Source organism: Vibrio alginolyticus NBRC 15630 = ATCC 17749 (assembly GCF_000354175.2).
In the GTDB taxonomy this organism is placed as follows: Bacteria; Pseudomonadota; Gammaproteobacteria; order Enterobacterales; family Vibrionaceae; genus Vibrio; species Vibrio alginolyticus.
Window position 1 is genome coordinate 3,320,410 of record NC_022349.1, and the last position, 14,058, is coordinate 3,334,467.

Annotated in this window: 12 protein-coding genes; 8 read left to right on the top strand and 4 right to left on the bottom strand. The window is 44.4% G+C overall.

Annotated features, from left to right (window positions below):
* The first annotated feature begins 401 nt into the window (after positions 1-401).
* The 7 genes from tig (at position 402) to N646_RS15280 (ending at position 9,339) form a co-directional block, all read left to right on the top strand.
* On the top strand, positions 402-1,709 hold the full coding sequence (gene tig, locus N646_RS15250; protein ID WP_005382251.1) for a trigger factor: 1,308 nt from the start codon (positions 402-404) through the stop codon (positions 1,707-1,709).
* A gap of 105 nt (positions 1,710-1,814) precedes the next feature.
* Positions 1,815-2,441 (top strand): ATP-dependent Clp endopeptidase proteolytic subunit ClpP, encoded by a 627-nt coding sequence (gene clpP, locus N646_RS15255; RefSeq protein ID WP_005382347.1) that lies wholly within the window; start codon positions 1,815-1,817, stop codon positions 2,439-2,441.
* Between the two features lie 70 nt (positions 2,442-2,511).
* The gene (gene clpX / locus N646_RS15260; RefSeq protein ID WP_005382345.1) at positions 2,512-3,792 is read left to right on the top strand and encodes an ATP-dependent protease ATP-binding subunit ClpX; all 1,281 of its coding nucleotides are present in this window, start codon (positions 2,512-2,514) and stop codon (positions 3,790-3,792) included.
* Positions 3,793-3,922: 130 nt separating this feature from the next.
* Positions 3,923-6,274 carry an endopeptidase La gene (lon, locus tag N646_RS15265; protein ID WP_005384300.1) on the top strand — a complete coding sequence of 784 codons (2,352 nt, stop codon included), beginning with the start codon at positions 3,923-3,925 and terminating at the stop codon, positions 6,272-6,274.
* A gap of 191 nt (positions 6,275-6,465) precedes the next feature.
* Complete coding sequence (locus N646_RS15270) at positions 6,466-6,738, top strand: HU family DNA-binding protein (RefSeq protein WP_005382341.1); 273 nt, start codon at positions 6,466-6,468, stop codon at positions 6,736-6,738.
* A 201-nt stretch (positions 6,739-6,939) separates the two neighbouring features.
* Positions 6,940-8,799, top strand: a complete 1,860-nt coding sequence (gene ppiD, locus N646_RS15275; protein WP_017819920.1) for a peptidylprolyl isomerase — start codon at positions 6,940-6,942, stop codon at positions 8,797-8,799.
* 255 nt (positions 8,800-9,054) lie between these two features.
* A complete protein-coding gene (locus N646_RS15280; RefSeq protein WP_031777211.1) occupies positions 9,055-9,339 on the top strand; it encodes a ComEA family DNA-binding protein in 285 nt (94 codons plus the stop codon).
* A gap of 98 nt (positions 9,340-9,437) precedes the next feature.
* On the opposite strand, the gene rrtA is transcribed toward N646_RS15280, so the two are convergent.
* Entirely contained in the window at positions 9,438-9,989 is a 552-nt protein-coding gene (gene rrtA, locus N646_RS15285; protein WP_005382331.1) for a rhombosortase, read from the bottom strand.
* 3 nt (positions 9,990-9,992) lie between these two features.
* Between rrtA and N646_RS15290 the strand changes: the two genes are divergently transcribed.
* On the top strand, positions 9,993-10,607 hold the full coding sequence (locus N646_RS15290) for a tRNA-uridine aminocarboxypropyltransferase (RefSeq protein WP_017819919.1): 615 nt from the start codon (positions 9,993-9,995) through the stop codon (positions 10,605-10,607).
* A gap of 6 nt (positions 10,608-10,613) precedes the next feature.
* Here N646_RS15290 and N646_RS15295 read toward each other — a convergent pair whose 3' ends face one another.
* The 3 genes from N646_RS15295 to N646_RS15305 form a co-directional block, all read right to left on the bottom strand.
* Positions 10,614-11,936, bottom strand: a complete 1,323-nt coding sequence (locus N646_RS15295) for an anti-phage deoxyguanosine triphosphatase (protein ID WP_017819918.1) — start codon at positions 11,934-11,936, stop codon at positions 10,614-10,616.
* 15 nt (positions 11,937-11,951) lie between these two features.
* Positions 11,952-12,536, bottom strand: a complete 585-nt coding sequence (gene yfbR / locus N646_RS15300) for a 5'-deoxynucleotidase (RefSeq protein WP_021707675.1) — start codon at positions 12,534-12,536, stop codon at positions 11,952-11,954.
* A 90-nt stretch (positions 12,537-12,626) separates the two neighbouring features.
* The gene (locus N646_RS15305) at positions 12,627-13,841 is read right to left on the bottom strand and encodes a pyridoxal phosphate-dependent aminotransferase (protein WP_005384283.1); all 1,215 of its coding nucleotides are present in this window, start codon (positions 13,839-13,841) and stop codon (positions 12,627-12,629) included.
* Positions 13,842-14,058 lie beyond the last annotated feature (217 nt).

The window sequence follows — 14,058 nt, forward strand, 5'->3', positions numbered from 1 at the left end:
GATAAAAAAACCGGTCGATTCTCTTGAAAAAGTCGCTATTGTCCCCATTCTAGATATGCTGGCGATGCTTAGACGGTGTCTGAATCGCATTTTTGAAGAAAAAATGGGTCAGCATTCGAGAATTTAGCGCAGACAATGTCCACATAGTGGCTATTGGCTCGACAGGGTTGCGACAGATCGCTAGAATGTCGCGTCTAAAAATTCTGTCCTGAGGCTAATAGGAGATACCTTTGGTTATTTTATCGAAGATATCACTGATTAGTCCGGTACTGACAACCAGTATCGATACTCGATTTTAAATTAGGTGTTCGGACAGAACACTACACAAGGATGAAGCGTAAGCTCCTCTGAGTTTCGCTCATACGCTCGGAAAACCGAGCCACTTTAGAGGTTTATATATAATGCAAGTTACTGTTGAAACGCTAGAGGGCCTAGAGCGCCGTCTAAACATTACTGTTCCAGCTGCAAACATCGAAGACGCTGTAACAGCTGAACTACGCAACATCGCTAAAAACCGTCGTTTCGATGGTTTCCGTAAGGGTAAAGTGCCTCTAAAAATGGTTGCTAAGATGTACGGCAAAGCAGTACGTCAAGACGTTCTTGGTGAAGTAATGCAACGCCACTTCATCGAAGCTATCGTTAAAGAGAAAATCAACCCAGCTGGCGCTCCAACTTTCGCTCCTGTAGAGAACAAAGAAGGTTCAGACCTAGTTTTCACTGCAACTTTTGAAGTTTACCCAGAAGTTGAGCTTAAAGGCCTAGAGAGCATCACTGTTGAAAAACCACTAACAGAAGTTAAAGATGCAGACGTAGAAGAGATGATCGATACTCTACGTAAGCAACAAGCAACTTGGGTTGAAGTTGAAGAAGCAGCAGAAGATGGCAAACGCGTAAGCATTGACTTCGTTGGCTCTATCGACGGTGAAGAGTTCGAAGGTGGTAAAGCTGAGAACTTCCCTCTAGAAATGGGTGCTGGTCGCATGATCCCTGGTTTCGAAGACGGTATCGCAGGTAAAACTGCTGGTATGGAATTCGACATCGACGTGACTTTCCCAGAAGATTACCACGCTGAAAACCTAAAAGGTAAAGCAGCTAAGTTCGCAATCAAAGTGAACAAAGTTGAAGCTCGTGAACTACCAGAACTAAACGACGAGTTCGTTGCTAAGTTCGGTGTTGTTGAAGGTGGTGTTGAAGCACTTAAAGCTGAAGTTCGTAAGAACATGGAACGCGAACTTAAGCAAGCTGTTAAGAACCGCATCAAAGAGCAAGCGATTGACGGTCTAGTTGAGCAAAACGACATCAACGTACCATCAGCGCTTATCGAGCAAGAAATCCAAGTTCTACGTCAACAAGCTGCACAACGCTTCGGTGGTAACCCAGAAGCTGCTGCTCAGCTTCCACGTGAACTGTTCGAAGAACAAGCTAAACGTCGCGTAGTTGTTGGTCTTCTACTAGGTGAAGTAATCAAATCTGAAGAGCTAAAAGCGGACGACGAGAAAGTTAAAGCGCTAATCGAAGAAATGGCTACTGCATACGAAGATCCATCAGAAGTTATTGCTTACTACGAGCAAAACGAAGAAATGATGAACAACATGCGCAACGTAGCTCTAGAAGAGCAAGCAATCGACGCGATCATCGCTAAAGCACAGGTTTCTGAGAAAGAAGTAGGCTTCAACGAGCTACTTAACCAACAACAACCTGCTGCTTAATAAGCAATATCTTGCGTAGAAGGTTGACTTAACGTTAACTATTCTGCTAACAATGGTCCGTATGATAGTCATCATCCGGGCCATTTATTTTAGGGACATAAGAATATGAGCTACCAAGAAAAAAATGCAATGTCGCCAATTATGGACGCGCTAGTACCAATGGTGGTTGAACAAACTTCCCGAGGCGAACGTTCTTACGACATCTACTCACGTCTGCTGAAAGAGCGCGTGATTTTTTTAACGGGTCAAGTGGAAGACCACATGGCAAACCTTGTCGTGGCTCAGCTACTTTTCCTAGAATCTGAAAATCCAGATAAAGATATTTTCCTATACATCAACTCACCAGGCGGCAGCGTAACAGCAGGTATGTCTATTTACGACACCATGCAGTTCATTAAGCCAAATGTGAGCACAGTATGTATGGGTCAAGCATGTTCAATGGGTGCCTTCCTGCTTGCAGGTGGTGCGCCAGGTAAGCGTTACGTACTGCCTAACTCTCGTGTAATGATCCACCAACCATTGGGTGGTTTCCAGGGTCAAGCTTCTGATATCCAAATCCATGCTCAGGAAATCCTGACGATTAAACAGAAGCTAAACAAGTTGTTAGCAGAACATACAGGCCAACCTCTTGAAGTCATTGAGCGCGATACTGATCGTGATAACTTCATGTCATCAGAGCAGGCTGTGGAATACGGTATCGTGGATGCAGTGTTAAGCCACCGTGGCGAGTAATTTGCCAGCGCATTTTGGCAAAAATTGATATACACTCATTCATGAAGAGTAAAGGCTAAGAGGTTAGCGAATGACAGATAAAAGCAAAGAAAGTGGCAGCGGTAAATTGCTGTACTGTTCTTTCTGCGGCAAAAGTCAGCACGAAGTTCGCAAGCTAATCGCAGGTCCGTCAGTGTACATTTGCGACGAGTGTGTCGACTTATGTAACGATATTATTCGCGAAGAAATCAAGGATGTTCTCCCTAAGAAAGAATCTGAAGCGTTACCAACGCCAAAACAGATCCGTGAACACCTTGATGACTATGTGATCGGGCAAGATTACGCGAAAAAAGTGCTCGCAGTTGCGGTATATAACCACTACAAGCGTTTACGCAATGGTGATACAACGAGCGAAGGTGTGGAGCTTGGTAAGAGTAACATCCTTCTAATTGGTCCTACAGGTAGCGGTAAAACACTACTTGCGGAGACATTAGCTCGATTCTTGGATGTGCCATTTACAATGGCAGACGCGACGACACTAACCGAAGCCGGTTACGTAGGTGAAGACGTTGAAAACATCATCCAAAAGCTTCTGCAAAAATGTGATTACGATGTAGCTAAAGCGGAACGCGGCATCGTTTACATTGATGAAATTGATAAGATTTCACGCAAAGCTGAAAACCCATCTATTACGCGTGACGTATCTGGTGAAGGTGTTCAGCAGGCGCTACTAAAACTTATCGAAGGTACGGTTGCATCGGTTCCACCTCAAGGTGGTCGTAAGCATCCTCAGCAAGAATTCCTACAAGTGGACACATCTAAGATCCTGTTCATCTGTGGTGGTGCTTTTGCTGGCTTAGACAAAGTGATTGAGCAGCGTGTTGCAACAGGTACAGGTATTGGCTTTGGTGCTGAAGTTCGTTCGAAGAATGAATCGAAGACGGTAGGTGAGCTATTTACTCAAGTTGAACCTGAAGACTTAGTGAAGTATGGCCTCATTCCAGAATTCATTGGTCGTCTACCTGTAACAACAACACTGACTGAGCTTGATGAAGAAGCGTTGATTCAGATCCTATGTGAACCGAAGAACGCACTGACCAAGCAATATGCAGCATTGTTTGAGCTAGAAAACGCTGAACTTGAATTCCGTGAAGATGCGCTGCGCGCTATCGCGAAAAAAGCAATGGAGCGTAAAACAGGTGCTCGTGGCTTACGCTCGATTCTTGAAGGCGTGCTACTTGAAACCATGTACGAATTACCATCTGCAACAGACGTTAGTAAAGTCGTGATTGATGAGTCCGTCATTAATGGCGAGTCAGAGCCACTGCTTATTTACAGTAACGCAGACAATCAGGCAGCTGGAGCAGAGTAAATTCAGCCATAATGAAAAAGGAGGTAAGTAATTACCTCCTTTTTTTATTTCTCTTATTGAATCCAAACAATTAGCCCCCATATACTGCCTTAAGTAATACGTTAAACGTGAAAGCGGAAGAGAGAATTATATGAACTTGGAACGTTCCGAGCGTATCGAGATCCCGGTACTACCTCTACGTGACGTAGTGGTCTACCCACACATGGTTATTCCATTGTTTGTTGGTCGTGAGAAATCGATTAGCTGTCTAGAAACGGCGATGGAAACCAACAAACAAGTTCTTCTTGTGGCACAAAAGCAAGCGGATACTGACGAGCCTACGGTTGACGACCTATTTGACGTAGGTACGGTAGCCACCATTCTCCAGCTCTTGAAGCTTCCGGATGGCACAGTAAAAGTATTGGTCGAAGGCCAGCAGCGAGCAAAAATCAATCACTTTAAAGAGAGTGACTTCTTCCTAGCGGAAGCTGAATTTGTTGTTACGCCAGAATTGGATGAGCGTGAGCAAGAAGTGATTGTTCGCAGCGCGATTAATCAGTTTGAAGGGTTCATTAAGCTAAACAAGAAGATTCCACCAGAAGTGCTAACGTCACTTAATGGTATCGACGAAGCCGCACGCTTAGCGGATACCATTGCGGCTCATATGCCGTTAAAGTTGGTAGATAAGCAGCAAGTACTTGAAATTGTTGACGTCACTGAGCGTCTGGAATTCCTGATGGGCCAGATGGAATCAGAGATCGACTTGCTGCAAGTTGAAAAACGAATTCGTGGTCGCGTTAAAAAGCAAATGGAAAAATCTCAGCGTGAGTACTATCTGAATGAGCAAATGAAAGCGATTCAGAAAGAACTTGGTGAGATGGAAGACGCACCAGACGAGTTCGAAACGCTACAGAAGAAGATTGACGAATCAAAAATGCCTCAAGAGGCACGTGAAAAGACAGAGCAAGAGCTGCAAAAGCTTAAGATGATGTCTCCAATGTCTGCTGAAGCAACAGTGGTTCGTAGCTACATCGATTGGATGGTCAGCGTTCCTTGGGCTAAGCGCTCAAAAGTTAAGAAAAACTTAGCGAAAGCAGAAGAGGTTCTTAATGAAGATCACTACGGTCTAGAACGCGTCAAAGAACGTATCCTTGAATACCTGGCTGTTCAAAACCGTATCAACAAGCTAAAAGGTCCTATCCTTTGTCTTGTTGGTCCTCCTGGTGTAGGTAAAACGTCTCTTGGTCGTTCAATTGCTTCAGCTACAGGCCGTAAGTATGTTCGTATGGCGTTGGGTGGTGTGCGTGATGAAGCGGAAATTCGTGGTCACCGTCGTACTTACATCGGCTCATTACCAGGCAAATTGATCCAGAAGATGTCGAAGGTTGGTGTGAAGAACCCGCTGTTCTTATTGGACGAAATCGACAAAATGTCTTCAGATATGCGTGGTGATCCGGCATCGGCTCTACTAGAAGTGCTTGATCCTGAACAGAATAACTCGTTCAACGATCACTACCTAGAAGTGGATTACGATCTCTCTGACGTTATGTTTGTTGCGACATCGAACTCGATGAACATCCCGGGCCCATTGTTAGACCGTATGGAAGTTATTCGTTTATCTGGTTACACCGAAGACGAGAAGCTGAACATTGCAAAACGTCACCTTGTTGATAAACAAGTGAAGCGTAATGGCTTGAAAGCGGATGAGATCGTCATTGAAGATTCTGCGATTATTGGCATCATTCGTTACTACACGCGTGAAGCGGGTGTCCGTAACTTAGAGCGTGAGATTTCTAAGATCTGCCGTAAAGCAGTGAAGAATATCTTGCTGGATAAGGACATCAAGTCAGTAACGGTAACGATGGACAACCTAAAAGAGTACTTAGGTGTTCAACGTTTCGATTACGGTAAAGCGGATGAAAGTAACCGAATTGGTCAAGTAACTGGTCTAGCTTGGACAGAGGTGGGTGGCGATCTATTAACGATTGAAACTCAATCAATGCCAGGTAAAGGTAAGCTGACACAAACGGGTTCTCTTGGTGATGTGATGCAAGAGTCTATCCAAGCAGCAATGACAGTGGTTCGCTCTCGTGCAGAAAAGCTAGGTATCAATACTGACTTCTACGAGAAGAAAGATATTCACGTACACGTACCGGAAGGCGCGACACCAAAAGATGGCCCAAGTGCGGGTACAGCAATGTGTACGGCATTGGTTTCTTCTCTGACAGGCAACCCTGTGAAAGCAGAAGTAGCGATGACGGGTGAAATCACACTGCGTGGTGAGGTTCTACCTATCGGCGGCCTAAAAGAGAAGTTACTTGCGGCACACCGTGGTGGCATTAAGACAGTGCTAATTCCAAAAGATAACGAGCGTGATTTGGAAGAGATTCCTGATAATGTTATCGCTGATCTGAAAGTTATCCCTGTACAGTGGATTGATGAAGTACTGAAAGTCGCACTAGAGCGAGACCCGACGGGCGTTGAGTTTGAGTCTCAAAAATAGTGATGTGTAGCAAAAATAAGTAAAAGTTTACGCTGATAAGCCCAAAAAGGCTTGTCAGCGTTTTTTTTGGGCGCTAAGTTAGTTTCGATAGCTGCCAGCCCTTGATGAATAAGGGGTGGAGCATATTTTCTTAACAATGGAACGAAAGTCATCACAAAAATAATCACAGATGACACAAAGGGGAAATTACAGTGAATAAAACTCAGTTAGTAGAACAAATCGCAGAAAATGCAGATATTTCTAAAGCGTCAGCGGGTCGTGCTCTAGATGCATTCATCGAAGCAGTAAGCGGAACTCTTCAATCTGGTGATCAAGTCGCTCTAGTTGGCTTTGGTACATTCAGCGTTCGCACTCGTGCTGCACGTACTGGTCGTAACCCAAAAACTGGTGAAGAAATCCAAATCGCAGAAGCAAAAGTACCAGCTTTCAAAGCTGGTAAAGCACTGAAAGACGCTTGTAACTAATCACGGCGTTTTTTCTGTAACCGGCCATTTGCTTAACTTTTGCTCAAACAATAAGTTTCGAACAAAAATTTACAAACTTCGAGCCGAACTTTCTTAAATTATGCGCATCATACTGATGCGCATTTCTTTTTCTGATATTATTGCGCCATTATTTCTATTAGATAGAAGCAGTAGGCTTCAATTGTGGAGAGCAGTTAAATTATGATGGATCGACTACGCGAAGGCGTGAATAGCATCGCGGTCAAAATTATCCTTGGACTTATCATCCTGTCTTTCGTATTTGCAGGTGTAGGTAGCTACATCGTTGGTGGTAGCAACAACTCTGCAGCGAAAGTCGGTAACACTGAGATTCCTCGTGGTGAGTTCGAGATGGCATACCAAAATGAGCGTAACCGTATGCAAGCTCAGTTGGGTGACTACTTCTCTCAAATGCTGGCTGACCCTGCATATGTTGAATCTTTCCGCAAATCCGTTTTAGATCGAATGATCAATGACGTGTTGCTTGACCAACAAGCTGAAGCTTTGGGTCTGCGAATCAGCGACACTCAAGTGCGTAGCATGATTCTAGACATGCCTCAGTTCCAATCTAATGGTCAGTTTGATCAAGAGATCTATCAAGCCTCTTTGCGTCGTGCAGGCTTTTCGCCAGACTCTTTTGCTGAGTACATGCGTCGTGAATTGGTTCGTGAGCAACTGCTGAATGCGCTACAAAACAGTGAATTTATTCTGCCGGGTGAAGTACAAGCAGAAGGCAAGCTGTTCACTCAAACTCGTGATATTCGCACGATTCAGATCGACTTAGCGGAGTTTGCGAAAAATATTGAATTGACCGACGAAGAAATTCAAGAGTACTACAAAGCAAACCCAGACAACTTTACACGCCCAGAGCAGGTTAAAGTCTCTTACATCGAACTGTCAGCTGAAGCGCTAAAGGAACAAGTTAATGTTTCTGATGCTGAGGTGAAAAAGTACTACGACGAGCACTTAAACAAATACTCTTCAGAAGAGCAACGCCGTGTCGCTCACATTCTTGTAGAAGGGGACGATGAAGCAAAAGCGCAAGCTATCCTAGGTGAGCTAAACGCGGGTGCAGATTTTGCGACGCTTGCTCAAGAGAAATCTGACGATTTTGGCAGCGCTGAAAACGGTGGTGACCTAGGTTGGATTGAGCGTGATGTGATGGACCCTGCTTTTGAAGAAGCGGCATTCGCACTGAAGAATCCTGGCGATACGTCGGGTCTAGTAAAGTCGGACTTTGGCTATCACATTATCAAGCTTGAAGAGCTAAAAGATTCTGTGGCGAAGCCATTTGAAGAAGTCGCTGCTGAAATCAAACAAGAGATGGTTGACCAACAAGCGATCGATCAATTCTACGAGTTGCAAAATGAGCTTGAGCGCGTAGCGTTTGAATACCCAGACTCATTGTATGATGCTTCTCAAGCGGTTAACCAAGAAGTGAAGACAACGGACTTTATTTCTCAGGTTGATGCACCTGAAGTGCTTCGTAGCCCTGCGGTAATGCAAGCTATCCTAAGTCCTGAAGTTAAAGAAGATGGCCTAAACTCTGAAGCTATCGAAGTTGCGCCTGAGCATATTATCGTTGTTCGTGTTGAAGATGCGCGTGACGAGACAGTTCTTCCATTAGAAGAAGTGAAAGATCAGGTTGTTGCAGAGCTATCTCGTGTTAAAGGTGAGCAAGAAGCGATGGAACTTGGAACACAAGTCGTTGCGGCATTGAAAGAAGGTAAGACGAACGTGCTTGCTGAAAACAATCTTGCCTTTGGTGAACAAGAGACAGTAGATCGTCGTTCTCCGTTGGCAACAACGGTATTCGCGATGTCAAAACCAGTCGATGGTAAACCAGTATACGGTCAGTCTAAAGATCTTGAAGGTAACATCATTATCATCGAGCTTGATGCTGTAAACGCAGAGCTAGATAGTGAGTTAGAAGATCAAGTTGCGATGCAAATGCAGCGTGCATCTTCTCAGCAAGATTTATCATCTGTACTAGCCGTACTGCGTGCAAATACTGACATTGAGTACTTTGTTGTGAGCAACTAAGCACAATTAGTGTAATTTGTATGTTGAATAAAACGGACCGCATAAGCGGTCCGTTTTATTTTTGTCTTTATGAACTTCAATCATCAATAGGCATTACTTAAATTAGTGCGCGTTTAAGTGATAGCGGCCGTTGTGAATTCCGGGTCATCTCAGTTTGTTAAATGCATAACCATATTGCTTTCCATTGCAAACTTGATAGTGACTCGCTCTCGACGACTGTTTTTAGCCTACTATTTTGGAGATTGTATGTTCAATATGAAATGGATTTTGACATTGTGCTTATTTGTTTTTGCACCTTTTAGCATGGCTGCGGATTCAGCCACTGACAAATATGAAGGAATTGAAATTACTGTAAATATCAACACGGCCACTGCTGAAGAAATTGCGACCATGTTGAAAGGTATAGGTGAGAAGAAAGCGCAGAGTATAGTGGACTACCGCGAGGAACATGGCCCTTTTAAAACGGCAGCAGATTTGAAGAGCGTAAAAGGCATAGGTGAAGCGACAGTTAAGAAAAACGAAGACCGCATTTTACTGTAGCTTGATGTATTGCAGATATTGAGTCTGAATTCAGAACAATATCTGTTTCCCTATTACTGCTTTCCCGAACCAGCCCCTCTTTCGTGGTTCGGGATTTTTTATCCGAATAAACGACGGCGAAGGCCTTTTTCCAGTAAAGCCATTACTAACCCACCGAGTGCGCCAAACATATGAGCATCAATAGCAACGTTTGCACCGATAAGCTCAGCAGTACTGCTGGATGGGCCATAGACCTGCTCCCATGCTACTTTGGCGATTAGCCCTCCGACTAACAACACACTGCTTCTTCTGCTTTCAAAGACTTCTCTGAGCGCCCAAAATCCAAACAATCCGTGTAATACGCCGGATAAACCCACGTATACCGACATGTTGGTAAACAAATTCAGCGCACCAACACATGCACATAAGATTGAAAAAACGATAAGGAAGTTACGAGTGCTTGGGCGAAAAATAAAAGTAATGATCCACAATCCGGCGAGGTTCATTCCTAAGTGCGCAAAGTTGGTATGTGTGAGATTTCCTGTTACGATTCGCCACCATTCACCATGGCGTATATTGTAGCTGTGCCACTCGGTTAGGCTTGCCATTGGTTCAAATTGAAGTATCAAACAGATCACGCTGATAATACTCAGCAAGGTATAAAGGTTCACTCTATGTCTCGTTATTGTTCTCGTTGTGGAAAATCGCAAAAAGCGTGTATTTGCCAATGGATTGTACCGCTGGCAAGCGAGGTAGAACTTATCATTCTTCAGCACACGAGTGAAGAACATCGTCCGCTTGGTACGGCACGGATTCTCAATTTGAGTTTAGATAACTGTATTTGTTTGATAGGAGAGGACTTTTCTTGTGATGATGTCTTAAATCACTTATTAGCGGATAAGTCATATCAACATTTTGTTCTTTACCCATCAGAAGAGTCACGATGCATTTCTGAAATCACTCAAGCGAGTCATAGTGTATCTAAGAAAATACGTTTGATTTTGCTCGATGGTACGTGGAAAAAAGCGTACAAAATGTGGCAACTCTCAAGCAACTTACATTCATTCCCAACCGTGCAGTTGCCTAAGCAACTACAAGGGCACTACACCATTCGTAAGGCGCCCTCTGAGAATAGCTTATCGACAGTCGAGGCTGGTTATCATTCGCTTCGCTTGCTTGAACCCGAGCGAGACTTTACACCGCTGATGCGTGCCTTTGAAAAGATGATCGAATTCCAAATCGCCCAGATGCCTCCGGGCGTTTTTGAAAAGAATTACTTGAAAGGTTGAGTGTTACTAAAGAACGATGGAAGAGAAAAGTTGGCGGTGTAGCTTTTGCGCGTGACCATCGGTCATTGCAGAAATATAATCGGCGATGACCCTCATCTTATTGCTCTCGCTCTTCGCCTGACACCACAGATCTTTTGTATGAACGGGTAGTAATCGCTCTGGGTCTGCTGTTAACGCTTCAAAAATATCCATAATAATTTGCTGACCCTTATACTCAACGATCTGGACCTGCGGGACTTGGATAACGAAGGTGCTGACAAAGTGCTTGAGTACGTCAAGTGCACGTGCCATCTGTGGTTCTAAACACGCATTCCAAGACAGTAACGGGTTATTAAACGGCTCATCCACCGCTTTGATTGAAATGCTGGTCAGTAGCGCGTTAACCATACCACCGATGGCATCTTTCCGCTCATGGTGCTTACCGCTAAATAGCATCTGTCCGATGGAATCGATATGAGCTTCAAACCACGGGTCGCCACAGTCCACTAATTGACTTGCTGCGCCTTCTTGCCATTGCTGACGTGTCACCATACCAAGTACGATTGCATCTTCTAAATCATGAACACCGTAGGCGATATCATCTGCTAACTCCATGATTGAGCAATCGAGTGATTTAAAACGCGTTTTACTGTGCTCAAACTCCGATTCTGGCGTTGAACGCATCAGACTAAGCAATGCCTTGTCGTTGTCAGAAAGCGGTGCAATTACCCAATCAAATAAGTCTTTATCACAATCATAAATGCCTTTAGCTGGGCTCCAATCTTTTGCTTTTAGTTTACGTTGATGCTCGGCTGGTTGAGGCAACTTGACGGAGCGTGTTTGACTAATGAGGGCAGGGTACTTAATCAAACCAAGCAGTGTGCGGCGTGATAAATTCATTCCGAAATGCTCGGTATAAGGCTCTAACTTAGTGACGATACGAAAGGTTTGGGCGTTCCCCTCGAAGCCGCCATGTTCGCGCATTACGTAGTTTAGAGCGACTTCTCCCCCATGACCGTATGGAGGATGCCCGATGTCGTGAGCCAAACATAATGAATCAATTAAGCTGTCTGATGGTAATAGTTCACGGAACTCTGGTTGTTTTTTCTTTAACTGGGCGACGATACCGGTCCCGAGTTGCGACGCTTCTAAGGAGTGCGTTAACCGACTGCGGTGAAAGTCTTCCAAGCTATTGCCGTGTACTTGGGTTTTTGCTTGTAGGCGTCGAAATGCAGCCGAGTGAAGAATGCGCGCTCGGTCTCGTTGGTACGGGCTCCGATGGTCGTCTCGACGGATTTTATGCTCATCATCATGGCGCTCTTGCCATTGCGGGTGTAATTCAAACGACACGATTATCTCCGTAAGCTAACTGATTTCATCTAACGATAATTCGAAACTTGGGGCAAAGGTATTGAGAAAGTAATCCATTTCAGGCGTTCTGCGTTCTTGCAAAGTGACGTCTAAGCGTTTTTTTGCCAGAGCGAACTCATGGTTGCCGGCGCTTAGTTCTTCGAGACATTTTAAATAGGCACAGATGGAATCGGCTTGCTTAACGATTTTTGCGTCCTCTTCATGTGCAGAGTGAGAAAGAAGATAGGGGGCAAAATCATCTCGGAACTCTTCCGGTAACATTGAGAGTAATTTTTGCTCCGCTGCCGATTCTATCTTCTTATATTCTTTGGCAATTTCAGGGTTGTAATACTTCACTGGAGTCGGAAGATCACCCGTTAATACTTCACTGGAGTCATGGTACATGGCAAGAATCGCGATGCGTTCTGGATTAAGGTTGCCGCCGAACTTTTTGTTTTTAATGAGGGCAAGGGCATGAGCGACAAAAGCAACTTGTAAGCTATGCTCTGAAACGTTTTCTGGTGAGACGGACCGCATTAAAGGCCAGCGTTGGATCAGCTTCATTCGAGCCAGGTGGGCGAAAAAATGGCTTTCTTTCATGGCTTTCTCCGTTTCTGGTGTAAAAAAGGAACTCACTAGGAGTTCCTCTAAGCATATGAGAGATCAGCACTAATTACTACCAGTGATTCATTACTGGCTGTAGGTTGATAGGAATCTTTCAAAACGTCCAATGGCGATTTCTAGATCTTCAACGTGCGGTAGTGTCACGATGCGGAAGTGGTCTGGTTTTGGCCAGTTAAAGCCGGAACCTTGCACCAGTAAGACTTTCTCTTGTTTTAAGAAATCTAAAACCATCTGTTGATCGTTCTTGATGTTGTACATTTTAGTGTCGATTTTCGGGAAGAGGTACATCGCACCCTTAGGTTTGACACAAGAAACGCCAGGAATCTGATTGATCAGTTCATACGCTCGGTTGCGCTGCTCTAACAAGCGTCCGCCAGGTAAAATCAGTTCATTGATACTCTGGTATCCACCTAACGCGGTTTGAATGGCATGTTGCATTGGTACGTTTGCACATAAACGCATCGATGAAAGCAGCTCCAAGCCATTCACGTACCCTTGAGCCAGATGTTTAGGCCCCGTTAAGAACATCCAGCCACCACGGAAACCACAAACACGGTAGGCTTTTGAAAGGCCATTGAATGTCATGACTAGCACGTCTTCAGTGAGTGTGGCGACTGAGGTATGTGTTGCACCGTCGTACAACACTTTGTCGTAGATCTCATCTGCGAAAATGATCAGTTTGTGCTGGCGTGCTATCTCAATCACTTCAAGTAGGAAGTCACGGCTGTATACCGCACCTGTCGGGTTGTTCGGGTTGATCAGAACAATGCCACGTGTCTTTGGTGTGATTTTCTTTTTGATGTCTTCAAGGTCTGGGTACCAGTCAGCTTCTTCATCACATAGATAATGAACCGGCTTACCACCAGATAGTGCAACTGAAGCTGTCCATAACGGATAGTCTGGTGCTGGGATCAGCATTTCGTCGCCATTGTTTAATAGCGCTTGCATGGCCATTACGATCAACTCAGACACGCCGTTACCTACATACACATCTTCGACATCTAGCGAGCGTATACCTTTACGCTGATAGTGTTGGACCACAGCTTTACGAGCAGAGTAAATACCTTTGGAATCACAATAGCCTTGAGAAGTCGGCAGATTACGAATCACGTCGACTAAAATCTCATCAGGGGCGTCAAAACCAAATGGGGCAGGGTTACCAATGTTTAGCTTTAGGATTTTATGCCCTTCTTCCTCCATGCGCTTAGCATGTTTGAGTACAGGACCCCTAATGTCGTAGCAGACATTGTCGAGTTTTGACGACATCCCGATATTTTGCATTGTTTAATTCCTAAAAATTCGTTAATTTCTTTATTAAAATACAATAATTTGTTTTTTATTAGAATATATATCTGTAAATAATCTGTCTGCTGGTTAGGTTTTGCTCGCTTGCTATCACAGGATTTTGCAAAAGATCGCATACGACCTTGATTTGCTTTGGGTCTAAACTTAGAGTAGCCGTCAGTTACCATTTATCCTCACATACAACGAGGTTGAT

What these genes read in the sequence shown, in the direction of transcription:
- tig (WP_005382251.1), top strand. Translation starts at nt 402, where the DNA reads ATGCAAGTTACTGTTGAAACGCTAGAGGGCCTAGAGCGCCGTCTAAAC.
- clpP (WP_005382347.1), top strand. Translation starts at nt 1,815, where the DNA reads ATGAGCTACCAAGAAAAAAATGCAATGTCGCCAATTATGGACGCGCTA.
- clpX (WP_005382345.1), top strand. Translation starts at nt 2,512, where the DNA reads ATGACAGATAAAAGCAAAGAAAGTGGCAGCGGTAAATTGCTGTACTGT.
- lon (WP_005384300.1), top strand. Translation starts at nt 3,923, where the DNA reads ATGAACTTGGAACGTTCCGAGCGTATCGAGATCCCGGTACTACCTCTA.
- ppiD (WP_017819920.1), top strand. Translation starts at nt 6,940, where the DNA reads ATGATGGATCGACTACGCGAAGGCGTGAATAGCATCGCGGTCAAAATT.
- N646_RS15280 (WP_031777211.1), top strand. Translation starts at nt 9,055, where the DNA reads ATGAAATGGATTTTGACATTGTGCTTATTTGTTTTTGCACCTTTTAGC.
- N646_RS15290 (WP_017819919.1), top strand. Translation starts at nt 9,993, where the DNA reads ATGTCTCGTTATTGTTCTCGTTGTGGAAAATCGCAAAAAGCGTGTATT.
- yfbR (WP_021707675.1), bottom strand. Translation starts at nt 12,536, where the DNA reads ATGAAAGAAAGCCATTTTTTCGCCCACCTGGCTCGAATGAAGCTGATC.
- N646_RS15305 (WP_005384283.1), bottom strand. Translation starts at nt 13,841, where the DNA reads ATGCAAAATATCGGGATGTCGTCAAAACTCGACAATGTCTGCTACGAC.